This window comes from Parasphingorhabdus sp. NYA22 (assembly GCF_976973735.1).
In genome coordinates this window covers 673,816-695,704 of the sequence record NZ_OZ333477.1, presented here as the reverse complement: position 1 = coordinate 695,704, position 21,889 = coordinate 673,816, and the positions used below count along the sequence as shown (strand labels likewise).

Below are 21,889 nucleotides of genomic sequence, written 5' to 3'. Positions count from 1 at the left end.
CACAAAGCGTGATACAGCGCAATCATGAAGCGACAATTCTATCTGGTAGCCGGACTGGCTTCGCTTGGGCTGGGCGGCATCGGTATCATCTTGCCGCTGCTCCCCACGGTGCCGTTCATGATTCTCGCAGCCTTCTGTTTCGCCAATAGCTCGCCGCGGCTGGAAGCCTGGCTGGTCGAGCATCATGTCTTTGGCCATCATATCAAAAACTGGCGGGAGCGGCGGGCGATTACCCGGCGCGGTAAGTGGGCGGCGACGGTCGCTTTTGCGGTCAGTTGCGTGATGGCTTTGCTTTTTGTCAACCTGCCCTGGAACCTCATTCCGATTGCTGCGGCGTTAATCAGCGGCAGCTGGATCTGGACGCGCAACGAGCCCGATTCGGGAAAATCACCGGAACGCGCCCCTGCCCATAAAGAATAGTTTTCGCTGCGCGCGAATCTGATATTCTCGTCCCGAATTTAGGAGAGAATTATGTCGCGGCAGCAATTGTTGGAAATGACCCGTTCCCTGATCGAACATGGCAAGGCGGATACAATGGAACTGGTCGACGAAGTCGTCTCGGTGCCGGCATCCGACTATACCGATGAAGCGCGGTATGAACGCGAGAAGAATCTGATCTTCAAACGATTGCCACTAATGATGGCGCCATCCTGCGAACTTCCCGAGCCGGGCTGTTACAAGGCGATGGAAGTCGCCGGCATCCCGGTGCTGATGACACGCCAGAAGGACGGGACCGCACAGGCGTTCCTGAACAGCTGCACCCATCGCGGCAATCCGGTGGCGCAAGGCACCGGCAAGGCGTCCCGTTTCACCTGCGGCTATCATGGCTGGACTTTCAAGAATGATGGCGAATTGCTGGCCATCGCTTCACCGAAGGATTTCGGGACCGTCGACAAGGCGTCTTTCTGCCTGCAGAAATTCCCGACGCTGGAGCGGGCCGGCCTGATCTGGGCGACTCTCGACCCGGACAGCACGCTTGATATCGAATCCTATCTCTGCGGTTATGACAGCCTGCTCGAACATTTCGGCTTCGACGGCTGGCACCTGTTTGACCAGCGGACTATTCCGGGACCGAACTGGAAGACCGCCTATGACGGCTATCTCGATTTCTACCACCTGCCCGTCCTGCACAAGGACACGTTCGGTGCCGACTTCTTCAACCGCGCCAATTATTTCGCCTGGGGTCCGCATCAGCGAATCTCCTCGCCATCGAAATTTATCCAGAAAACCGGCAGCGACGAGAAGCTGGATCTCACCGAGATCGATGAAAAGGACTGGCCGATCGACGCACTGCTGCAGGGCGTCTGGACGATCTTCCCGCATATCTCGATTGCCAGCTTCTATGGCGGCGGCGGACGTGGCGCGCTGATATCACAGCTGTTCCCCGGCAAGACCGTCGGCGAAAGCTTCACCACACAATTTTACGTGATGGAACATGAACCGACCGATGATGCGGTCCGGCAAGGTGCGCGGGAGCAGTTTGACTTTCTCGAAACCGTGGTTGCGGAAGAAGATTACAAGACCGGAAAACGCCAGCATGAAGCGCTGCAGTCCGGCCTTATCGACAAGGTCTGGTTCGGTCGCAATGAAGGCGGCGGACAGGTCTTCCACCAATGGGTTGACCGCCTGACCGAAGCCGATGATGCCGAATTGAACCGGATTTTCGCACCGCAGTTGCAAGCCGCGGAGTGATCCGCAGCAAGCCCCGGTTCAGGCGTTGCGATAGTCCCTGACCGGGGGCAGTGCCTCTTTCCATTTGGGTTGCTCGGCGCGCAATTTCTCGAGCATCTTCTCCCAATAGGCGTCGGTCTTGCCCTTGAACTGGATATCGAAATCTTCCTGCGTCCGGAATTCGAGTAGCTCGACGCCCTCGTCGCCGATCGTATAGGTATAAGGCGTACCGGCGGGCAGGAAAAAGCCGTCACCTGCGGCCATTTTTTCCGTGCCCATACGGATATCGCCGCTGATCAGATAGTAGAGACAATCGCTGTCATGGCTGTGCAATGGCAAGGGATAGCCGGGCTTGAACCAGACATAGTGGAGCGAAAAACCGAAGCCGCTGAACAGGCATTTCAGCACGGCGCCTTCACCAATGCCGGCTTCGCCCAATTTGGCCGCGCCGTCCAGAATCACCGGGTCGTCATCGACATAAGACATATGTCCCGCTTCATCGAGACTGGGTGCATCCTTGCCCCGGAAGATCCGCAATACCTTAGGCGGTTCGGGCTTGTTTGAAACGGGAGCGCCAGCGTCTGTCATATCTTCCTCCGGACCAGAATGGGATCATGACGTTAACAGCAGTCACCCCGTCCGGGAAAGCCGGTAAAATGCTAGGCGCGATCTAGGGCATCTGATATTTGGCGACATAATGATCCAGTACCGCCGGATTGAGCCGGTTTTTGAACGAGCAGCCGATGCCCTGATTGCCATGTCGGACCACCTCGGCCTCGAGCGCGCCAAGTCCCGGCAATGTCAGCCAGCACAAGGTGCCGGGATGCGCGGTCAGCAAAGCGTCGCAGGTAAATCCGGCAAGCGACATGTCGGTCACTTCCACCGGAAAGCTGCTGGAGCAGGAAAAGCGCATTTTACCCGGGATCGATATCCGGTGGCGCGGGGCACATCGACCTGCTTCGGAGACAAGCGCATATTGCTTTGCTGGCTGGTTGTTGACGGTGGAAATCGGTGACCTGCGAACCAGGGAATCTGTCATTTCTGTCTCCTTAGCGTGGCATTCGCTATGGCGGTCGCTCCCCTGGTCAATGGAGAAACCGCGACAGACACGGTTTCGACCCTATGGGTAAACCCTCTCTTCCCGCTTCCGGTAAACAGCGGCTCGGTGGAATTTAACCATGGAGTGATTTGGCCGTCCGGGGCACAATCACGCTTGCCGAAAGCATCCTGGGACGCTAAGGCGCGCGAACCGGCTGTATCGCAAGGGTGATACGGCCCGTGCAGGAGTGTAGCTCAGTTGGTAGAGCATCGGTCTCCAAAACCGAGGGCCCACGGTTCGAGTCCGTGCACTCCTGCCATTTTCTCCATCAACAACTGAAATCTTCATGACCCAGTTTATTTCCGCCATCAGCCTGATTGTTCCTGACTATGATCAGGCTATCGCCTTTTATGTCGGCCTGATGGGTTTCGAACTGATCGAAGATAGTGAATTGTCCGAAGACAAGCGCTGGGTTCTGGTGGCGCCGCCGGGCAGCACCGAAACGCGGCTGCTGCTGGCGAAAGCAACCAACGAAGCGCAGGAAGAGATTATCGGCGAGCAGGCTGGTGGCCGGGTCTTCCTGTTCCTCGAGACCTATGATTTTGAGGGCGATATCGCGCTGATGGAACGGGCCGGCGTGGACATCATCGACGGGCCCCGAGTCGAAAGCTACGGCAAGGTAGCGGTGTTTCGCGATCCCTTCGGCAATAAATGGGACCTGATCGAACGGCACTAATATCCGATGCCGTAGCGTTACTGATCTCAGTTGCCTGAACCCCAGTTTTCTGCCATGTTTTCCCGATGATCGAGCAGAAAACAGCACCGACGGACGGGACGACATTGGAGCCTTTTCTGGGCGGCAGAAGCTTCGCACAATGCTGGGAAGAATATGAAACCAACGGCTATGTGATCTTTCCAGGGATCATGCCTCCGGAAGAGGTCGAACGGCAACGGGCGGCGCTGCAACCTTTTATCGAAGCCGACATTCGCGGACGCAATGTGTTTGAAGGCGTCGAGTCCAACCGCATTTATGCCATGCTGGGCAAGGACCCGGTCTTTGCCGATCTGGTCACCCATCCTCTGCAGCTTGCTTTTGCAGAGAAGGAACTGGGCAAGTCCTGCCTGCTGTCCGCCTGTCTTGCCATCAACCTGCACCCCGGCGAAACCGTTCAGCCCTGGCATATGGATGATGATCATTGTCGTCAGCCGTCTCCCCGCAAGGCGCTGGGCGTCAGCACCTTCTGGTCAATCGATCCGATGACCGAAGACAATGGCGCGACCGAACTCATTCCGTGCAGCCACAAATGGGGCAAGGTCGAGCTCAACGGTGCCAACAGCATTTCCGATTTCACCACCAAGGGCAGTAGCAACCAGGACGTTGACCCGGGCGCGCATGAAGACGCTATCAAGGCCGTCATGCCCGCCGGATCGCTGATGATTGCCAAGGGCAATTTATGGCATCGCGGCGGCGCCAACCGCTCTGACCATTCGCGGCTGATTGTGACGCCGCAATTTTGTCCGGGCTGGATGCGGCCACTGGAAACGATGTTGCTCGCTGTACCGGCCGACAAGGCAGCCGCCTTGCCTAAGCGCGCGCAGGAATTGCTGGGCTATTCGATTCACGAGCCTTTCATGGGCTATGTCGATGGCATGCACCCGGGCCGGGCATTGCCGCAGAATTAAGCTATCATTCACGGAGACAGCCGATGAAAGCCCTGGAAAGCGACGCGCCGCTGATTGTCTATGTCGACATCAAGAGCCCTTATGCCTTCGCCGCCATCCGGCCGACGCTGGCGCTGGAAAAGTCGCTGGATATGCGCTTTGACTGGCGGCCGCTGACGCTCGATATCCCCAGCTATCTGGGTTCGGCGCGCAAAAGCAAAGGCAAGGTCGTCGAAAGCACCCGCAGCGCCAGCCAGTGGGTGGGAATCAAATATGGCTATCGCGATGCGCGCCGCTATGTCGAACGTCAGGGCCTGATGCTCAAGGGCACCGAGAAAATCTGGGATTCCTCGATCGCCAATATCGGGATTTCCTGGGTCATGCAGACAGATCGTGACCGGCTCGGCGACTATTTCGAAACGGTCTATCCGCCCTTCTGGCGGCGAGAGCTGGATATCGAAGATATTGCCGTAGTCGAAGCCTGTCTCGAACAAGCTGGCATCGACTCAGCCGGCTTTGCCGCCTTCGAGCAAGGAGAGGGCCGCGCCCGGCATGACGATCTGCAAGCCCAACTCCACCCTAGCGGCATCTACGGCGTACCGACCTATGTGTTTGAAGGCACGATCCTGTTCGGCCGCGAGCATCTGCCTTATGTCCGCTGGCACTTGCAGGGACGCAAGGGTCCGGCACCCGACGTCGCTTATGAGATAGATTGTCTGGAGCCACTACCATGCTGACCGTCTTCATCGATTTCAAATCACCCGCGTCGTTTCTGGCGCTCGAACCGACATTGGCGCTGGCGCAGGAAACCGGCGTGCAGATAGACTGGCTACCCTTCTCGGTCAGGCCTTTTTCGATCCCCGAAGAACAAGCGGAAGAGACAGTCGGCGAGCGGCACCGCCGCGTCCGCGCCATTGCCCAGCGCGACACCCATTTGCATTATGCCAGGGTTCAGGGGCGGGAAATGCGTTTTTCAAAGACGCCGGCGGGCAGTGATGCTGCCCTCGCCGCCATGGCCGGTATCGACGGTGACCCCGTGCCGTTTATCCGCGCCGCTTTCGCCGCATATTGGACCGAGCAGGCTGACCTCGACGACGAGGCTGTCGTGGCAGCGCTGTTATCCTCGCTCGCCATGGCTCTGCCCGATTGGGAAACGGGCCGCGAAAAACTGGTTTCCATCCGCGCCAAGGCAGAGGAATCCGGAATTTTCGAATCACCTTCTTATGTCATTGCAGACCAGCTATTTGTCGGCCGCGAGCATCTCCCGTGGATAGGCTCGCTGATAGAAGCGGCACCAGTCGGGTAAAATCCGGTTCTTTTTCTTGCGAATCCGGGAATCTGCGTATAAAGGGCTGGTTCTTTCCGAAACCATGCATATATCCGAACACAGTCAAATGACTGACACCCGGAGTTTATGTGGAAACCGGCGAGAAAGTTTAGGGAATCAAGCATGGCGAAAGTCAATCCAGGCGAATTCATGAATCAGGTCAAGGCCGAGACCAATAAGGTCGTCTGGCCTACATGGCCCGAGACCGTCCGTACGGCGATCCTCGTGCTGATCATGACCACGATACTCGGCCTGTTTTTTCTCGGCGTTGATTCGGTTTTTAACGGGATTGTAGCCTGGCTCCTCAGCCTTGCATAAACGCCCCACTCAGTTTTTTTAGGTTATTCGCATGGCACGCTGGTATATTATTCACGCTTATTCGGGCTTTGAACACAAGGTCAAGGAAGCCATCGAGGCCGACGCCAAGCGTCTTGGCCTGACCGAACTGGTCGAGGATATTGAAGTCCCGACCGAAACCATTACCGAAGTCAAGCGCGGCAAGAAGATCCAGTCGGAGCGGAAATTCTTCCCCGGCTATGTTCTGGCCAAGCTGGAAATGACCGATGATGTTTATCACCTGGTCAAGAACCAGCCCAAGGTAACCGGCTTCCTCGGCAGCAGCGGCAAGCCGCAGGCGATCAGCGAAAGCGAAGCCGCCCGCATTCTCAACACCAAGGAAGAAGCCGCCAACGCTCCGAAAGAACGGATCACGGTCGCTTACGAAATTGGCGACGAGGTCAAGGTCAAGAGCGGCCCATTCAACAGCTTCAACGGCATTGTCGAGGAACTCGATTTCGACAAGAATAAGGTCAAGGTTTCCGTGTCCATCTTCGGTCGCGCAACTCCGGTCGAACTGGACTTCGGAGAAGTCGACCTGATCAGCTAGTTTTCATGCTGCGGATATGATCCGGAGCACAAAGAAATTCCGGAGCTTGCTCCAGAATACCAGTGTGGGAGGAGGGTTCGCTCTCCGTTTGACCACTTAATTTGCGGGTGCGGCAATTTCGCCAATCCCAAAAGAATGAAAGGACAGCCAAATGGCTAAGAAAATTGATGGTTATATCAATTTGCAAGTACCTGCCGGTATTGCAAATCCATCCCCGCCAATCGGCCCGGCATTGGGTCAGCGCGGCGTTAACATCATGGAATTCTGTAAGGCGTTTAACGCGGCTACAGACAAGCTTGAAAAAGGGACGCCGATCCCGACCAAGATTACGGTCTATGGCGATCGCAGCTTCACCTTCGAAACCAAGACACCACCAGCCAGCTACCTGATCAAGAAGGTCGCCAAGCTGAAAAAGGGTTCAAGCGAACCGGGCAAAGTCTCTGGCGGATCGATCAAGTCTTCGCAGATCAAGGAAATCGCCGAAACGAAAATGGCCGACCTCAATGCCAACAGCATTGAACAGGCTATGAAAATCATTTCAGGCACCGCGCGCTCGATGGGCGTAGATGTGGTGGAGGGATAAGAATATGGCGAAACTCTCCAAAAAAATGCAGGCGATCAACGAAAAAGTTGACCGTGAAAAACTGTACAGCATCGATGAAGCTATCAAGACGCTGAAAGGCCTCGCTTCTACCTCGAAGTTTGACGAGACACTCGATGTCGTGATCAATCTTGGTGTCGATCCCCGTCACGCTGACCAGATGGTCCGCGGCGTGATCTCGCTGCCAGCCGGAACCGGTAAAACCGCCCGCGTTGCAGTATTTGCCAAGGATGCGAAAGCAGACGAAGCACGGGAAGCGGGCGCCGATACGGTTGGTGCTGAAGATCTGATGGAAGCCATGCAAGGCGGCGACCTCAACTATGATCGCATCATCGCGACCCCTGACATGATGGGCCTCGTCGGCCGTCTCGGCAAGGTTCTCGGTCCAAAAGGCCTGATGCCTAACCCGAAACTCGGCACGGTTACCCCGAATGTCGGCCAAGCGGTCAAGGACGCCAAGGGCGGCCAGATCGAATATCGCGTCGAAAAAGCCGGTATCATCCACAATGGCATCGGCAAGACCAGCTTCTCCGAAGCCGATCTGCGCAAGAATTTCGATGCGCTGGTCAACACTGTGGTCAAGGCAAAGCCAGCCGGCGCCAAGGGCAAATATGTCCGTAAAGTCGGACTGAGCACAACCATGGGCCCGGGCCTCAAAATCGATCTCGGCGAGATTGAAGGCGCCTAACCCGTCGCACGTCACCCCGGCAAAAGCAGGGATGGCTTGAACAGCTTTTAGAAAAAGGCCGGGCGCAAGTCCGGCCTTTTTTCATGCGCCATATTTTCTATAAGGACCGATATGACAATATTGCAGATCAGCGCGGACCTATCCTACCGCCTCCCCGCGCCCTGCACGATATTGGTCCAGGTCGAGGCGGCAGCGACATCCGACCAGACACTCGTCGACGCGCATATCGATATCGGCCCCGCCAACAACAAATCCGTGGTCCCGGCTCATGACCGGATCGGCACAAGGCTATGGACCACGCAGCAGGAACAGCTCACCGTCTCCTACACCGCGAGGGTCGCAATCGATCGCCCCAATCCGGATTTCACCACTCTGCCAGCCACCGCCCTGTCAGACCTGCCGGGCGAAGCCGTGCCCTATCTGTTCAACTCGCTCTATTGTTCGGTCCATGCCTTTGACCAGGTCGTCACCAGCGAATTTTCCGGTCTGAGCGGCGGCCCGTTGGTCGCTGCGATGGCCGGCTATATCGGACAGACCATGACCTATGGCTCCGATGTCGATAATGCCAACAGCAACGCCGAGCAGAGCTTTGCCGCGCGCAAGGGCGTCTGCCGCGATTATGCCCATATAATGATCAGCATGGCCCGCGCCGCCAATATCCCCGCGCGCTTCGCCAGCACCTACGCCCCCGATGTCGAGCCACAGGACTTCCACGCCGTGCCGGAAGTTTTCCTCGATGGCCGCTGGCACCTGATCGACCCCACCGGCATGGCGCAGGCATCCGACATGGCAGTCATCGGCATCGGCCGCGACGCCACCGACGTCTCCTTCCTCACCGCCTTCGGCAGCATGAATATGGTCGAGCAAAGAGTGAGCGTTTCGCGCGTCTGAAGCGCGAACCGCAATTTCCAGCTTTCAAAACGCAACATTTTTCCTTTAAGATTGCTCCCGAACGACTCCCGGGAGGAAAATATGCACAAGGGCTCCTGCCTCTGCGGCGCCATCCATATCGAAGTCGTCGGCACCCTGCCCGAGGCCGATGCCTGCCACTGCAGCCAGTGCCGCAAGCAGTCCGGCCATTATTGGGCCTCGATCGACGTCCCGACCAGCGCCGTCACCATCAACGGCGAAGACCATATCCGCTGGTATCAATCCTCGGAAAAAGTCCGCCGCGGCTTCTGCGACACCTGCGGCGCATCCCTGTTCTGGGACCCGATCCACCACGACAAGATCGCCATCGCCATGGGCTGTTTCGACCAGCCGACGGAGACGAAAATCTGGAGCCATATATTTGTCGCGGAGAAGGGCGATTATTATGAGATTGAAGCGGGGGTTTTGCAGCGGGATCAGTGAGTATGACGTCCGACTTATTGTTGGTTCGATCCCGAATGCCGATGTTCATTGAAGCTCTGCAAATATTGCTTCGATTTCTTCGATAGTTGGAGGACGACTATCATCTGCGAGAAAGTGGAGAGCTTCTACCGTTTCGTCTTCGGCAAAGTCGAAGTCTTCACTCATAATCAAGCCGTCTGCTAGATAGTTGGCCACCTCAATCGGCAGTTCATTGGCTAGCACCGATTTGAAAAGACGGGCAGCATGATTTCGATTAATGATCGTAAGCGGGCCGTCGTTTACTATGATGTTGCCGAACCCTTTAGTTTTCAAATCGTCGATGCATCGATCAACCTCTACCTGCACTTCTTGAAGAAATTTCCCTGCGGACATTTCTCCGCGGAGAAAAGAAATGATCGAAGAATGCTTCATGCCATTCAAACTATCAACATTCCCAAAGTCCGCAACATATCGATCCGCCCAGCGCCTAATTTTACGCCGCGAGCTGACATCCAAAATCCCACCCACCCTTGACATCCCCGCCCCACCCGTTAATGGCACCCCTACAAATTGTGCTTCCCTTAAAAGAATCACAATTTCCGTCCGAGACAGCGGGTGAGGGGAATTTGCCTCTCTTAATTTCCAGCCTAGACGGGGATCAGTTTTTTCGTGTGGAGACACACGGGCACGCAGCCAGCGTTTTTACAACGCGGCAGAGCGACCAAAACCCCCCTTCGGATTATATGGAATTGGCTCAGGCTAATTCTTTCGCTCGTCACCCCTGCGCAGGCAGGGGCCTCGATGGTCCGGGACGTTTCCTGGCCTGTCGAGATCCCCGCCTTCGCGGGGATGACGGTTACTAGTAAGGACTGCGCGTCAAAACGCAGTCCACGTGAAGGAGCAAAATATGGATCGTGGTCAAAAGACCGAAGCGGTTGTCGCTCTGAACGCTATTTTCAAAGACGCCGGTGTTGTCGTGGTAACACGCAACCTGGGTCTGACTGTGGCTCAATCTACCGAGCTGCGGACGAAAATGCGGGACGAAGGCGCAAGCTTCAAAGTCTCTAAAAACCGCCTTGCCAAGCTGGCTCTGGAAGGAACCGACTATGCCCCGATAGCAGATATGCTGACGGGTCCGGTCGCACTTGCCACATCGGATGATCCGGTGGCTGCTGCAAAAATCGCAGTGGCATTTGCAAAAACCAACGATCGTTTGGAAATCGTTGGCGGCGCAATGGGCGACACCCTTCTTGACGAAGCTGGCGTAAAATCTCTGGCTGCCATGCCTTCGCTTGATGAACTGCGCGGAACGATTGTTGGATTGCTTGTTGCACCACAAACGAAAATCGCTCGGGTTCTTGTCGAGCCGGCAACCAGTGTTGCACGCGTACTCAGCGCTTATGCTGCTACGGGTGAATGAATTTAACTTTTCAAATATTTAGAAAATTGGAGCGTATTTAAAATGGCTGATATTGCAAAACTGGTCGAAGAACTTTCGAAACTCACCGTCATGGAAGCGGCTGAACTGTCCAAGGCACTTGAAGAAGAGTGGGGCGTTTCTGCTGCCGCTGCTGTTGCAGTTGCTGGTCCAGCGGCTGCTGCTGGCGAAGCTGCTGAAGAGCAGACCGAATTTGACGTAATCCTGACCGGCGACGGCGGCAAGAAAATCCAGGTAATTAAGGAAGTCCGTGCGATTACCGCTCTGGGCCTCACCGATGCCAAAGCCCTCGTCGAAGGCGCGCCTAAGGCCGTCAAAGAAGGCGTTAACAAAGCCGAAGCTGAAGAAATCAAAGCGAAGATCGAAGCAGCCGGCGGTACCGTCGAACTCAAATAAGCCTGACGGTTTATTGCAAAAATTTGGGGTGGTTTCCGGTTCGGAAACCGCCCCTTTTTTATGACATCAGCCATGGAGCCCGCGCCCGCTAGCCTCATCTCACCCCGACTCGCTTTTGTTGCACAATGATTGACACGGCCCAACCGCTGCGCGACTAGAACGGTTCGTGCTTCCGGGGGACAAGATGACCGAAAATCAGGACCTGATCGATCTCGTGCGGACGATCCCCGACTATCCAAAGCCGGGCATCCAGTTTCGCGATGTATCCACCCTGCTGCTCGACGGCCCCGCTTTTCGCCAGACGATTGACCGGATGGTCGCGCTGGTCGATCCGGACAGTTTCGACCTGATCGCGGGCATAGAGGCACGCGGCTTCATCGTTTCGGCAGCGATGTCCTACGCGCTGGAGAAGGGCAAGATCATGCTGCGCAAGCCGGGCAAATTGCCGGGCAAGTCGGTTAGCATCGACTATGCACTGGAATATGGCACCGACCGGATAGAGATGCATGTCGATGCGATCCAGCCCGGCCAGCGCGTGCTGCTGGTCGATGACTTGATCGCTACCGGCGGCACAGCCATGGCCGGTGTGGAGCTATTGCGCGGACAGGGCGCCATTGTCGAACAGGCGCTGTTCATCGTCGACCTGCCCGATCTCGGCGGCGCGCAGAAACTCGCCGCCGCCGGAGTGAAACCAACCGCCCTGATGGCCTTTGCCGGTGATTGACCATATCGCGATCATCACCGGTGTACAGGACGAGGCGGATGCCTTCCAGCGCGACAGCTCGGTAACGCGCATCGACAGCCCGCTGGGCGCCATCCGCCAGCTCGAACATGCTGGAAAGCGGGTTTCGGTCCTCTGCTCCGGTATCGGCAAGGTCCACGCCGGTGCCGCCGCCCTCTATATGCACAGCCAGTTCCGGCCGGACCTGTTGCTGGTGATCGGCACCGCTGGCCATGTCAGCAGCAGCGAGGGCGACTGTTTCTATCTCAGCGAGTCGCTGCAGGCCGACTATGGCACGCTCGAAAAATTCGGCGAGCATGACGGCTTCACCCATTATAACGCCGGTGCCTGGCCGATTGGCCCGCCGGACTGGAAACCCTTCACCTCCCATCCGATGCCCGAAGCCCTCGCCCTGCCCCGGGCGCGGATCGCGACCGCCGACTGTTTTGTGAAATGCCCCGACCGCTCCGGCTATTTGCGCGATGTGCTCAAAGCCGATCTGGTCGACATGGAGACTGCCGCGGTAGCCCAGATTGCAGCTCTGCTCGACATCCCGTGGGCGGGGATCAAGGCAGTAACCGACGGCGCCAACAGCGACAGTTCCGGCGACTTTCACGCCAATCTCGAGCGGGCCGCCAACCGCGCCGCCAGTGAGGCAGCACGGTTTTTAGAATTGCTTTAGCCGGCCCCGCCGGTTCTGAGCTTGTCTATTCAGACCTCAACCCGTTCGTCCTGAGCTTGTCGAAGGACCGCCGCGGACGGATCTCCAGCAGCAGGAAAGTCTAGCTCGCCACCCAATTGCCGTGAAATCCCGGCGGAATGCGATGCGGCAGATGGATTACAGCTTGCGGTGCTCCAAGAAAATCATCCGCGTTGAGGATTTGCAGCTCGGTTGTGTCTTTCGCTGCATCGATCACCAGACCGATCAGCCAGCCTTCGTCTTCTGCCGCATCCGCTGAGCGCGGCACGAACACAAATTCACCTGGATGACGACCAGCACCGAAATCGCGCACCAGCTTGTCGCCGCTCTCCAGATCATGTTTGAACAACTCGGTGCCCGCCATATCGAGCTCGTCGGGGCGTCCCGCCAGCGCGATGTCATAGATATAGCGATAAGGCTGGGTCGCCGTCCGCTCGTCATAGCGCGGGAATTCCTGCGGCCGGTCGTCAAGAATCTTGCGGTCGACTTTCTTCGCCACCGGATCGACGGTCCAGCGTTCCAGCCGCGACCATTCGCCGCCGGGGCCAAAGGTCGTCCGTGCGTAGGTGCTTTCGTGCACCACGACATCGACGATCACCTTGCCGTCTTCGGTCTCGAACGCGCCAGCCGGATGATAGACATAGCAGGGTTCGACATCGCACCAGATGGTGTCAGCACCGGACCCGTTGCGCGGGCAAAGACCGACCCGGGCGCCGTGCTCGGGATTCCAGTCATAGGGAAATTCAAAACCGGCCAGCATCCGCTTCATCGAGAATACCGCAGGCAGATCGAACACCAGCACATATTTTTCCGTGATCTGGCAATCGTGGATCGATGGCCCTTCCTTGACCGCAATCGGTTCCTGCCGGGAGACTCTGCCATCGTTGTCCAAAACTACGTGCCAAACGGTATCAAATGTAGAAGCATTGTAGCAAATTGCATGCATTTCGCCGGTTTTGGGATCAAAATGGGGATGCGCGGAAAAGGCGTGGTCGAGCGTCCCGTCGAACGGATTATGCGCGATTGTGTCGAGTTCGTCGGTCAGTTCCACCGGAAAACCGCCCGCTTCGACAATTGCAAAGGTCCGACCGTTGAGACCGATGATATTGGTATTGGCAGTATCGGTCCGCGGATTGCGGGCACCGGGTTTGCGCTCTTCACCAAGCGCATCACTGACCTTGTTCGAGCGGATCCAGCGGTTGCGATACCACTCGGCCTTGCCCCCTGCGATCCGGACACCGTGAGCCATGCCGTCGCCGACAAACCAGTGGTAGCTGCCTTCATCAGGCGCGCTGGCCGGATTGGGCCCGATCCGCAGATAGCGTCCGTCGAGCTGCGCCGGAATTTCGCCTTCAACCTTCAGATCGGCCAGCGTCAGTTCCTCGGTCATCGGCTTGTGGACACCGGTCAGATAGGGATGCCCGCCCTCGGGCGTGGCCAGCCGCTTGCGGTTGAAATTCGTAACGGCGCCCATCACCGGGGTGACGGCGGCGCGGATGGTTTTTTCGATTACAGAAGCCATGGATAGTTCCTCCTAGTTGAAACGGATATCGGCGATAGTGGTGATTGCCATTGCCAGCAAAATGAGCCCGCCGGGATGCGGCCGGCGGAGCGCGGCGATGTTGGCGACTCCGGACAGCGCAAAAATAACGGCGGCGACGATCGGCAGCAGATCGCTGCCGGACTGCAGACGGTTGAGCAGCACCGCTATGCCGAGCCCCGCCCAGGCCAGCGACGGTATATGAAAGACCGCCCGGATAATGTCGCGCATCGCCTTGGCTGCCAGCAGACCGGTCGTCCGTTCTCTATAAAGCGGCCCGAGTATGACCCGTTCGCCAAGCACCGAATGGGCAATCGCGACGATCAGCCCAAGCAGCGCAACGATGGTTGCATAAATCGGCATTGATGAAGCTTCCTTCCGCCTTGGCAAATCGACTCGCGATGTTTATGCTGTTAACATGACGAGCAATGATAACAGTGTCAACATAAGAGTTCCAGCAAGCAAAACATGCTTCCAAATCTTCCAATGTCAGGCCTTCCGATGAACGCGCCCTATCATCACGGCGACCTGCGCGCAGCGGCGCTGCAAATGGGGATGGAGCGGCTGGAAAGTCAGGAACAGCCCGATCTCGGATTGCGCGCTCTCGCCCGCGATCTAGGGGTTTCGGCAACCGCGCTATACCGCCATTTTCCGAACAAGGATGCCTTGCTCGATGCCCTGGCGCTGGAGGGCCTCAACCGGCTCGGCAGGAACCAGGCGGAAGCTGCCGCGAAAGCCGGTGGTGGCCACGACGGCTTCGCCGAAGTGGGTATCACCTATGTCACATGGGCGGTCGAAAACCCCGCCCTGCTGCGGCTGATCTACAACCGCGTCGGTCAGGTCGATCTCGCCGCCGATGATCCCTCCGCCATGGGCGAAGCCTTCTTCCAGCTCCGCGCCGGCATCGCCGCGACCATGCCGGACGAAATGTCAAAGGACCAACGCGCCGCCGCTGCGCTCCACGCATGGTCGCTGGTCCACGGGCTCGCCATGCTGATCCTCGACGGCCAGGTGGCCTATGATCCGGTGATGGTCCGCAAAGTCGTGTTGATGACGGACTTCAGAGACTGCTGAATTATCTCTCGACCAGCTCCGACTATCCCATTGTACTTAACCTGCTTTTTACCTGCTTCTGCTAGCTCTCGAGTGCGAGCCACAAGCGGGAATCACAACAAAGCGAATGACAATTTTTTTCAACACAAACGATCGGCAGGGAAAGCTCCATTATGTGGTCGTTTTTGGCCTGATATGCGTTTTAGCGGCGCTGGAACTCGCGCTCGCCGACCGTAAATATGGCTTGTTCACCGGCGGTTTTGGCCAGTCTCAGGCGGTTGATACGCTGACCGAGCGCTGTCTCTTCCTTACGGGCTATATTTCTTCCATTGCGCTGCTGATCATCGGCATATGGTGGATCATCGTCCGGTTGTTTCGAAGCAATAAGTCCTGGCCACCATTGTTCTTTCTCGTGACGATCGTGGGTGGCGGCTATGTGCTGCTGCTCGCCCTGACCTTCCAGCTGCATCAATATTTCAGTGATACGATGAGCTTTGCGCTGATGACCAATCTCGGTGGCGGCAGCCTGACCGATGCGCTGCTTTTTGCGTCCAACGAAATATTCCTCGGTGTCGCCGCGCTGGTTCTGGGTCTGATCGCCTATATCTATATATTCCGGCTGTTAACCCGAAAGTCCCCGGTCCGCGCCAGTCATCTCAGATGGCCGGCCCATGGTCGCCTCTTCGTCGGTCTATTTGTCTCCACTTTGCTCCTCGCTATCGCTGTGCCCACGGCTTCTACCGACGTGCAAAATGGCCTGAACCGTACCCTCGCCTGGGGGCTGTTCACAGAAACCGCAAACAAATTGACCGATTTTGACCAGGACGGCTATGGCTGGATTTCCAGCATGCCGGATCGCCACCCGTTCAACAGTTCGCGCTATCCGCTGGCGCTGGATATTCCCGCCAACGGCATCGACGAGGATGGCTATGGCGGCGATCTGCAGCTGGCGCCGATTGCACCGCAACCGCCAATCACCTTGATATCCGGCAAGCGCCCTCACCTCGTCCTGATCATCATGGAGAGCGCGCGCTATGATGTGATCGGCAAGCGGATCAACGGCAAGCCGGTTGCGCCGAATCTGGAAGCCATCGCAAAATCAGGCAGCCTTGTCTCTCCGGCTTTCAGCCATGTCGGCTTTACCACCGCCTCGCTCAAATCGCTTTTTGGTGGAGCCCTGCAACCGGCAGACGGATCGCCCTCGCTGTTCCGCGAGCTCAAAGCCAGCGGCTATGAAATATCTGTTTTCTCCGGCCAGCCGGAAGATTTCGGCGGCATCTCCCAGACGGTCGGCATGCGAGAGAATGCCGATGTCTTTATCGACGGCGACAAATTGAAACATCTGCGCGCCTTCAGCAACGGCGCCCAAGGTTCGATCCTGATCGACGAGAAGCATCTGCTCAAAGCCTTTGCAGAACATTATCAGCAGCCATCAAAATGGGAGCAGCCGCAATTTCTCTATTTCAATTTCCAGTCTCCGCATTTTCCCTATTTTCACAAGGGCATGCCGCTCAACCTGACCGACAGGCCTTTGCCCCGGTCCGAGATCAGCGCCGGCAACCGGGATCAACTGCAGCAGACCTACTGGAACGCGGTCTATTATTCGGATCAGCAGTTGGGCGAGCTGGTTTCCCGGCTCAAGCGGGATGGCATATGGGACGATAGCGTCGTTGTCATAACCGGCGATCATGGCGAAGACCTGTTTGAAGACGGCTTTCTGGGCCATGGCCACAATATCAATATCCGCCAGAACGGCACATTTCTGGTCACCAACCGCCCGGGTGTCACCGTCGACGGCCCTATTGGCATGAGCGACTATCGCGCCATCATATTATCGCTGCTCAAGGACGAGAAACCGGATATCGCGGCAAAACCGGTGCTGATGACCGTCGGCGATCTCCAGCGAGCGACGCAAATCGGCATTGCGGAAGGCGCATCGAAGATTACATCGTTGCGGCTCGACACCGGCGAGGCCTGCATGGTCGAGAAGAAGCAATGCGCAAATGTCCGCAAGCTGAACGGCGCTTTCAACGAACGCGTCAATCGCCTGATCCGTACCTGGGGCTCGGCACGATGGCAAAACAGAGCGAACCAGCAGAGCGATTGATCGCGATTGTCGCAATATAACGTCTCCGGCGCAGACAATCTCCGATACGCCCCCTTGACCAAAAGCCCGCATCTCCCTATATCCCGCGCTCACCACAGATTTCGAGACAGGGCGTGCAGTCGCGCGGCGCGCCAGAAGAAATGAAATTTGCACGGTTTTCAGGACGCTAAAAAGCTGCAGTTTCCCACTTTGGGAGACATGCGGCTTTTGTTGTCTTGAAGCGCCTCCATAAATTGATTTTCCGCCGGTTTTCCGGCGATGGCGAGAAGGCAAAATTATATGGCTACCCAAGCAGCTTCGGTCAAAACGACGGCTCCGACCCCCACCCGCAAGAAACGCATTCGCAAAATCTTCGGCGATATTCACGAAGTCATCGAAATGCCGAATCTCATCGAAGTTCAGCGCGAATCATATGAACAGTTTCTGCGTTCTGATCCCTCGATCGGATATGTGTCTGGCCTCGAGAAGACGCTGCGCAGCGTTTTCCCGATCCGCGATTTTGCCGGTACCGCCGAAATGGACTTCGTCAACTATCAGCTCGAAGATCCCAAATATAATGTCGAAGAATGCCGTCAGCGGGGCATCACCTATGCTGCGCCGATGAAGGTCACCCTTCGCCTGATCGTATTTGAAGTCGATCCCGAAACAGAAGCACGCTCGGTTCTCGATATCAAAGAACAAGACGTTTATATGGGCGACATGCCTTTGATGACCAAGAACGGCACGTTCGTCATCAACGGCACAGAGCGCGTCATTGTCAGCCAGATGCACCGTTCGCCCGGTGTCTTGTTTGACCATGACCGCGGCAAGACCCACTCGTCCGGCAAATTCCTCTTCGCTGCCCGCGTTATTCCTTACCGCGGTTCATGGCTCGACTTTGAATTTGACGCCAAAGACATCGTCAACGTCCGTATTGACCGCAAGCGCAAGCTGCCGGTGACCGCATTGCTGCGTTCGCTTGGTGATGCCATTCTTGAAGTCAAAGAAAAGAAGCCTGATTTCAAAGTCGGTGAAATGGTTCGTGTCGGCGGCATGAAGCAGCCTGCCGAAATTCTTGAAATCGAAGGCAATCTGATCACGATCCGCGAACCCATGGGTGCGATCGAATTCAATGGCGGCAAAATCGAAGACGAAGGCCGCACCAAGAGCGCTGAAATCGTCAAGATCGTCAAGCAGGGCTATTCGGAAGAAGATATCCTCAACCTGTTCTACGAACGCATTGTCTACAAGCGCGCGAAAGACGGCTGGACCATTCCTTTCGTAGCCGAGCAATGGCGCGGACTGAAGCCAACCTTTGACATCGTCGACGCACAGAGCGGCGAAGTCGTTTTTGAAGCAACCACCAAGATCACGCCGCGCGCCGCGAAAAAGGCCGAATCCGATGGCATGAAAAACATCGTCATTCCGACCGAGGAAATTTTCGGCCGTTACAGTGCCTTTGATCTGATCAACGAGAAAACCGGCGAGATTTACATCGAAGCCGGCGACGAAGTAACCGCAGAAAATCTCGAGAAGATTGATAATGCCGGCATCGATGCGCTCGAACTGCTCGACATCGACCATGTCACAACCGGTCCGTGGATCCGCAACACGCTGAAGGTCGACAAGGCTGAAGACCGTGACGGCGCGCTGTCCGACATCTACCGCGTCATGCGCCCTGGTGAACCACCAACGCGCGAAACCGCAGAAGCTTTGTTCGAAGGCCTGTTCTTCGATCCGGAGCGCTATGACCTCTCCGCCGTTGGCCGCGTCAAACTCAACATGCGTCTCGAACTGGATGCGCCGGCTGATTATACCATCCTGCGCAAGGAAGACATTCTCGCAGTCGTCAAAACCCTCGTCGATCTGAAGGACGGCAAGGGCGAAGTCGATGACATCGATAACCTCGGCAACCGTCGTGTCCGTTCTGTTGGCGAATTGCTGGAAAACCAGTATCGCGTCGGCCTTCTCCGCATGGAGCGTGCCGTCAAGGAGCGCATGAGCAGCGTTGACGTATCCACCGTGATGCCGAACGATCTGATCAATGCGAAACCTGCGGTTGCTACCGTTCGCGAATTCTTCGGCTCCTCGCAGCTGTCGCAGTTCATGGATCAGACCAACCCGCTTTCGGAAGTCACCCATAAACGCCGCGTGTCAGCGTTGGGCCCCGGTGGTCTGACCCGCGAACGTGCCGGCTTTGAAGTCCGCGACGTTCACCCGACCCACTATGGCCGTATCTGCCCGATTGAAACGCCTGAAGGACCGAACATCGGTCTGATCAACTCGCTGGCATCGTTCAGTCGCGTCAACCAGTACGGTTTCATCGAAACGCCATATCGGAAAGTCGTCGACAACAAGGTTACCGACGATGTTGTCTATCTCTCCGCCATGGAAGAGCAGAAGCATACCGTGGCTCAGGCAAACGCCGAACTGACCGCAGACGGCAGCTTCGTTGAGGAAATCGTTTCCTCGCGTCAGGCTGGCGAATTCCTGATGGCGCCACGCGATATCATCACCCTGATGGACGTTAGCCCGAAACAGCTGGTGTCTGTTGCCGCCTCGCTCATTCCGTTCCTGGAAAACGATGACGCCAACCGCGCGCTCATGGGATCGAACATGCAACGTCAGGCTGTGCCGCTGGTGAAAGCCGAAGCACCGTTTGTCGGAACCGGCATGGAAGAAACCGTGGCCCGCGACTCTGGCGCTGCGATTGCCGCGAAACGCGCCGGTATCGTCGATCAGGTGGACGCCACCCGTATCGTCATCCGCGCATCGGGCGCTGTCGAAGCTGGACGGTCCGGCGTGGACATCTACACGCTGCAGAAATTCCAGCGTTCCAACCAGAACACCTGCATCAACCAGCGTCCGCTGGTGAAAGTTGGCGAAATCGTCCAGCAGGGCGACACGATTGCTGACGGTCCATCCACCGATATGGGCGAATTGGCACTGGGCAAGAACAGCCTCGTCGCCTTCATGCCTTGGAATGGCTACAATTATGAGGATAGTATCCTCATCTCCGAACGGATCGTGAAAGACGACGTCTTCACCTCGATCCATATCGAAGAATTTGAAGTCATGGCCCGCGACACCAAGCTTGGCCCAGAAGACATCACCCGTGACATTCCCAATGTCGGCGAGGAAGCGCTCCGCAACCTCGACGAAGCGGGCATTGTCTATATTGGTGCGGAAATCGAACCTGGCGATATTCTCGTCGGCAAGATCACGCCCAAGGGTGAATCGCCAATGACGCCGGAAGAAAAACTTCTCCGCGCCATCTTTGGTGAAAAAGCGTCTGATGTTCGCGACACCTCGCTGCGTCTGCCGCCCGGCGTTGCCGGCACGGTCGTCGAAGTCCGTGTGTTCAACCGCCACGGCATCGACAAGGACGAACGCGCTCTGGCGATCGAACGCGAAGAAATCTCGCGCTTCACCAAGGATCGTGACGACGAACGCGCTATCCTCAACCGTGCGACCTTCAACACGCTGAAAGACATGCTGATCGGCCAGACCGCGACTTCCGCGCCGAAGCCAATGAAGAAAGGCGCTGAAGTCACCGAGGAAAGCCTGTCCGAACTGGAACAGGTCGACTGGTGGAAGATTGCGGTCAAGGATGATCAGGTTCAGTCCGATTTCGAAGCCACCCGTCAACAATATGACGAAGCGATCAAGCTGATCAACGAACGGTTCGAAGACCGTCGCGAGAAGCTGGAACGTGGTGACGAACTGGCTCCTGGCGTATTGAAGATGGTCAAAGTCTTCGTCGCGGTGAAGCGCAAGCTGCAACCGGGCGACAAAATGGCCGGTCGTCACGGCAACAAGGGGGTTATCTCCCGCATCCTGCCACAGGAAGACATGCCATTCCTCGAAGACGGTACGCCGGTTGACATCGTGCTCAACCCGCTTGGTGTGCCTTCGCGAATGAACGTCGGACAGATTTTCGAAACCCACTTGGGCTGGGCCGCACGTGGTCTGGGTCAACAGGTTACCGAAGCTCTCGAAGAGTGGAAATTGGCTAACCCCGATCCACAGGCTGCGCCTCCACCAGACGCGGTCAAGGAACGGCTCAAGGTCATCTACGGCGAGCAATATCATGAAGATATCGATAGCCGTGATACAGCCGAGATCGTCGAAATGGTCGGCCATCTGCGTCACGGTGTCCCGATGGGAACGCCGGTATTTGATGGTGCCCATGAAAGCGATATTTCCGACATGCTCGAACTGGCAGGTCTGGATCGCAGCGGTCAGGTCAATCTTTATGATGGCCGTACCGGTGACAAGTTCGATCGCAAGGTGACCGTGGGCTATATCTACATGCTCAAACTGCACCATCTGGTCGACGACAAGATCCATGCTCGCTCGATTGGTCCATACAGCCTTGTCACGCAGCAGCCTCTTGGCGGTAAAGCGCAATTTGGCGGACAGCGTTTCGGGGAAATGGAAGTCTGGGCATTGCAGGCTTACGGCGCGGCTTACACGCTACAGGAAATGCTGACGGTCAAGTCCGATGACGTTATCGGCCGGACCAAGGTTTACGAAGCGATCGTCAAGGGTGACGATACGTTCGAAGCCGGCGTTCCGGAAAGCTTCAACGTTCTGGTCAAGGAAATGCGGTCGCTCGGCCTCAACATCCAACTCTCCAGCTTTGGTGACGATGATGATGAAGACGGCGACGGGATTGCGATAGCGGCGGAGTGAAGCGCTAGTTTCACGCCACGCAGCATTTCAAATTTGGGGCGTAAGCCCAAGAGG

At 56.8% G+C, this 21,889-nt stretch carries 24 protein-coding genes and 1 tRNA gene; 20 read left to right on the top strand and 5 right to left on the bottom strand.

Annotated features, from left to right (window positions below; genetic code table 11):
- The first annotated feature begins 24 nt into the window (after window positions 1-24).
- The gene (locus ACWFTY_RS03390; protein WP_447525988.1) at window positions 25-420 is read left to right on the top strand and encodes a YbaN family protein; all 396 of its coding nucleotides are present in this window, start codon (window positions 25-27) and stop codon (window positions 418-420) included.
- A gap of 75 nt (window positions 421-495) precedes the next feature.
- The gene (locus tag ACWFTY_RS03385; RefSeq protein WP_447525987.1) at window positions 496-1,692 is read left to right on the top strand and encodes an aromatic ring-hydroxylating oxygenase subunit alpha; all 1,197 of its coding nucleotides are present in this window, start codon (window positions 496-498) and stop codon (window positions 1,690-1,692) included.
- Window positions 1,693-1,710: 18 nt separating this feature from the next.
- Here ACWFTY_RS03385 and ACWFTY_RS03380 read toward each other — a convergent pair whose 3' ends face one another.
- Window positions 1,711-2,259, bottom strand: coding sequence for a cupin domain-containing protein (locus tag ACWFTY_RS03380; RefSeq protein WP_447525986.1), 549 nt, complete (start codon window positions 2,257-2,259; stop codon window positions 1,711-1,713).
- Between the two features lie 82 nt (window positions 2,260-2,341).
- Entirely contained in the window at window positions 2,342-2,710 is a 369-nt protein-coding gene (locus ACWFTY_RS03375) for a PilZ domain-containing protein (RefSeq protein WP_447525985.1), read from the bottom strand.
- 243 nt (window positions 2,711-2,953) lie between these two features.
- Here ACWFTY_RS03375 and ACWFTY_RS03370 point away from each other — a divergent pair.
- The 11 genes from ACWFTY_RS03370 (at window position 2,954) to ACWFTY_RS03320 (ending at window position 9,227) form a co-directional block, all read left to right on the top strand.
- Window positions 2,954-3,029, top strand: a tRNA-Trp gene (locus ACWFTY_RS03370).
- 27 nt (window positions 3,030-3,056) lie between these two features.
- A complete protein-coding gene (locus ACWFTY_RS03365; RefSeq protein ID WP_447525984.1) occupies window positions 3,057-3,446 on the top strand; it encodes a VOC family protein in 390 nt (129 codons plus the stop codon).
- 65 nt (window positions 3,447-3,511) lie between these two features.
- A complete protein-coding gene (locus ACWFTY_RS03360) occupies window positions 3,512-4,393 on the top strand; it encodes a phytanoyl-CoA dioxygenase family protein (RefSeq protein WP_447525983.1) in 882 nt (293 codons plus the stop codon).
- A 23-nt stretch (window positions 4,394-4,416) separates the two neighbouring features.
- Window positions 4,417-5,109 (top strand): DsbA family protein, encoded by a 693-nt coding sequence (locus tag ACWFTY_RS03355; RefSeq protein WP_447525982.1) that lies wholly within the window; start codon window positions 4,417-4,419, stop codon window positions 5,107-5,109.
- On the top strand, window positions 5,103-5,678 hold the full coding sequence (locus ACWFTY_RS03350; RefSeq protein WP_447525981.1) for a DsbA family protein: 576 nt from the start codon (window positions 5,103-5,105) through the stop codon (window positions 5,676-5,678). Before ACWFTY_RS03355 ends, ACWFTY_RS03350 begins: the two co-directional genes overlap by 7 nt.
- Before the next feature lie 144 nt (window positions 5,679-5,822).
- Window positions 5,823-6,017: a preprotein translocase subunit SecE gene (gene secE / locus ACWFTY_RS03345; RefSeq protein WP_067197601.1), complete on the top strand. Its 195-nt coding sequence runs from the start codon at window positions 5,823-5,825 to the stop codon at window positions 6,015-6,017.
- Window positions 6,018-6,048: 31 nt separating this feature from the next.
- A complete protein-coding gene (nusG, locus tag ACWFTY_RS03340; protein WP_340166354.1) occupies window positions 6,049-6,585 on the top strand; it encodes a transcription termination/antitermination protein NusG in 537 nt (178 codons plus the stop codon).
- A gap of 151 nt (window positions 6,586-6,736) precedes the next feature.
- Entirely contained in the window at window positions 6,737-7,168 is a 432-nt protein-coding gene (gene rplK / locus ACWFTY_RS03335; protein ID WP_067197592.1) for a 50S ribosomal protein L11, read from the top strand.
- Window positions 7,169-7,172: 4 nt separating this feature from the next.
- Window positions 7,173-7,874 (top strand): 50S ribosomal protein L1, encoded by a 702-nt coding sequence (rplA, locus tag ACWFTY_RS03330; RefSeq protein ID WP_447525980.1) that lies wholly within the window; start codon window positions 7,173-7,175, stop codon window positions 7,872-7,874.
- Window positions 7,875-7,985: 111 nt separating this feature from the next.
- The gene (locus tag ACWFTY_RS03325) at window positions 7,986-8,765 is read left to right on the top strand and encodes a transglutaminase-like domain-containing protein (RefSeq protein ID WP_447525979.1); all 780 of its coding nucleotides are present in this window, start codon (window positions 7,986-7,988) and stop codon (window positions 8,763-8,765) included.
- Window positions 8,766-8,846: 81 nt separating this feature from the next.
- A complete protein-coding gene (locus tag ACWFTY_RS03320; RefSeq protein ID WP_447525978.1) occupies window positions 8,847-9,227 on the top strand; it encodes a GFA family protein in 381 nt (126 codons plus the stop codon).
- Between the two features lie 45 nt (window positions 9,228-9,272).
- Here ACWFTY_RS03320 and ACWFTY_RS03315 read toward each other — a convergent pair whose 3' ends face one another.
- Window positions 9,273-9,800, bottom strand: a complete 528-nt coding sequence (locus ACWFTY_RS03315; RefSeq protein ID WP_447525977.1) for a hypothetical protein — start codon at window positions 9,798-9,800, stop codon at window positions 9,273-9,275.
- A gap of 313 nt (window positions 9,801-10,113) precedes the next feature.
- Between ACWFTY_RS03315 and rplJ the strand changes: the two genes are divergently transcribed.
- From rplJ to ACWFTY_RS03295, 4 genes are all read left to right on the top strand, one after another.
- On the top strand, window positions 10,114-10,626 hold the full coding sequence (rplJ, locus tag ACWFTY_RS03310) for a 50S ribosomal protein L10 (RefSeq protein ID WP_447525976.1): 513 nt from the start codon (window positions 10,114-10,116) through the stop codon (window positions 10,624-10,626).
- A 42-nt stretch (window positions 10,627-10,668) separates the two neighbouring features.
- Window positions 10,669-11,040 (top strand): 50S ribosomal protein L7/L12, encoded by a 372-nt coding sequence (gene rplL / locus ACWFTY_RS03305; protein WP_447525975.1) that lies wholly within the window; start codon window positions 10,669-10,671, stop codon window positions 11,038-11,040.
- Window positions 11,041-11,224: 184 nt separating this feature from the next.
- Window positions 11,225-11,764, top strand: a complete 540-nt coding sequence (locus ACWFTY_RS03300; protein ID WP_447525974.1) for an adenine phosphoribosyltransferase — start codon at window positions 11,225-11,227, stop codon at window positions 11,762-11,764.
- Complete coding sequence (locus ACWFTY_RS03295) at window positions 11,757-12,443, top strand: 5'-methylthioadenosine/S-adenosylhomocysteine nucleosidase family protein (protein WP_447525973.1); 687 nt, start codon at window positions 11,757-11,759, stop codon at window positions 12,441-12,443. The genes ACWFTY_RS03300 and ACWFTY_RS03295 overlap by 8 nt, the downstream gene beginning before the upstream one ends.
- 100 nt (window positions 12,444-12,543) lie before the next feature.
- On the opposite strand, the gene ACWFTY_RS03290 is transcribed toward ACWFTY_RS03295, so the two are convergent.
- Window positions 12,544-13,983, bottom strand: a complete 1,440-nt coding sequence (locus ACWFTY_RS03290) for an 8'-apo-carotenoid 13,14-cleaving dioxygenase (protein ID WP_447525972.1) — start codon at window positions 13,981-13,983, stop codon at window positions 12,544-12,546.
- 12 nt (window positions 13,984-13,995) lie between these two features.
- Window positions 13,996-14,364 carry a hypothetical protein gene (locus tag ACWFTY_RS03285; protein ID WP_447525971.1) on the bottom strand — a complete coding sequence of 123 codons (369 nt, stop codon included), beginning with the start codon at window positions 14,362-14,364 and terminating at the stop codon, window positions 13,996-13,998.
- A 123-nt stretch (window positions 14,365-14,487) separates the two neighbouring features.
- Here ACWFTY_RS03285 and ACWFTY_RS03280 point away from each other — a divergent pair, with 123 nt between their 5' ends.
- The 3 genes from ACWFTY_RS03280 (at window position 14,488) to rpoB (ending at window position 21,835) form a co-directional block, all read left to right on the top strand.
- Window positions 14,488-15,075: a TetR/AcrR family transcriptional regulator gene (locus tag ACWFTY_RS03280; RefSeq protein ID WP_447525970.1), complete on the top strand. Its 588-nt coding sequence runs from the start codon at window positions 14,488-14,490 to the stop codon at window positions 15,073-15,075.
- A gap of 106 nt (window positions 15,076-15,181) precedes the next feature.
- Window positions 15,182-17,161 (top strand): sulfatase-like hydrolase/transferase, encoded by a 1,980-nt coding sequence (locus ACWFTY_RS03275; protein ID WP_447525969.1) that lies wholly within the window; start codon window positions 15,182-15,184, stop codon window positions 17,159-17,161.
- Between the two features lie 279 nt (window positions 17,162-17,440).
- Window positions 17,441-21,835 carry a DNA-directed RNA polymerase subunit beta gene (gene rpoB, locus ACWFTY_RS03270; RefSeq protein ID WP_447525968.1) on the top strand — a complete coding sequence of 1,465 codons (4,395 nt, stop codon included), beginning with the start codon at window positions 17,441-17,443 and terminating at the stop codon, window positions 21,833-21,835.
- Window positions 21,836-21,889 lie beyond the last annotated feature (54 nt).

Coding starts and splice junctions, on each gene's coding strand:
- ACWFTY_RS03390 (WP_447525988.1), top strand. CDS start 25: ATGAAGCGACAATTCTATCTGGTAGCCGGACTGGCTTCGCTTGGGCTG.
- ACWFTY_RS03385 (WP_447525987.1), top strand. CDS start 496: ATGACCCGTTCCCTGATCGAACATGGCAAGGCGGATACAATGGAACTG.
- ACWFTY_RS03380 (WP_447525986.1), bottom strand. CDS start 2,259: ATGACAGACGCTGGCGCTCCCGTTTCAAACAAGCCCGAACCGCCTAAG.
- ACWFTY_RS03375 (WP_447525985.1), bottom strand. CDS start 2,710: ATGACAGATTCCCTGGTTCGCAGGTCACCGATTTCCACCGTCAACAAC.
- ACWFTY_RS03365 (WP_447525984.1), top strand. CDS start 3,057: ATGACCCAGTTTATTTCCGCCATCAGCCTGATTGTTCCTGACTATGAT.
- ACWFTY_RS03360 (WP_447525983.1), top strand. CDS start 3,512: ATGATCGAGCAGAAAACAGCACCGACGGACGGGACGACATTGGAGCCT.
- ACWFTY_RS03355 (WP_447525982.1), top strand. CDS start 4,417: ATGAAAGCCCTGGAAAGCGACGCGCCGCTGATTGTCTATGTCGACATC.
- ACWFTY_RS03350 (WP_447525981.1), top strand. CDS start 5,103: ATGCTGACCGTCTTCATCGATTTCAAATCACCCGCGTCGTTTCTGGCG.
- secE (WP_067197601.1), top strand. CDS start 5,823: ATGGCGAAAGTCAATCCAGGCGAATTCATGAATCAGGTCAAGGCCGAG.
- nusG (WP_340166354.1), top strand. CDS start 6,049: ATGGCACGCTGGTATATTATTCACGCTTATTCGGGCTTTGAACACAAG.
- rplK (WP_067197592.1), top strand. CDS start 6,737: ATGGCTAAGAAAATTGATGGTTATATCAATTTGCAAGTACCTGCCGGT.
- rplA (WP_447525980.1), top strand. CDS start 7,173: ATGGCGAAACTCTCCAAAAAAATGCAGGCGATCAACGAAAAAGTTGAC.
- ACWFTY_RS03325 (WP_447525979.1), top strand. CDS start 7,986: ATGACAATATTGCAGATCAGCGCGGACCTATCCTACCGCCTCCCCGCG.
- ACWFTY_RS03320 (WP_447525978.1), top strand. CDS start 8,847: ATGCACAAGGGCTCCTGCCTCTGCGGCGCCATCCATATCGAAGTCGTC.
- rplJ (WP_447525976.1), top strand. CDS start 10,114: ATGGATCGTGGTCAAAAGACCGAAGCGGTTGTCGCTCTGAACGCTATT.
- rplL (WP_447525975.1), top strand. CDS start 10,669: ATGGCTGATATTGCAAAACTGGTCGAAGAACTTTCGAAACTCACCGTC.
- ACWFTY_RS03300 (WP_447525974.1), top strand. CDS start 11,225: ATGACCGAAAATCAGGACCTGATCGATCTCGTGCGGACGATCCCCGAC.
- ACWFTY_RS03290 (WP_447525972.1), bottom strand. CDS start 13,983: ATGGCTTCTGTAATCGAAAAAACCATCCGCGCCGCCGTCACCCCGGTG.
- ACWFTY_RS03285 (WP_447525971.1), bottom strand. CDS start 14,364: ATGCCGATTTATGCAACCATCGTTGCGCTGCTTGGGCTGATCGTCGCG.
- ACWFTY_RS03280 (WP_447525970.1), top strand. CDS start 14,488: ATGTCAGGCCTTCCGATGAACGCGCCCTATCATCACGGCGACCTGCGC.
- ACWFTY_RS03275 (WP_447525969.1), top strand. CDS start 15,182: ATGACAATTTTTTTCAACACAAACGATCGGCAGGGAAAGCTCCATTAT.
- rpoB (WP_447525968.1), top strand. CDS start 17,441: ATGGCTACCCAAGCAGCTTCGGTCAAAACGACGGCTCCGACCCCCACC.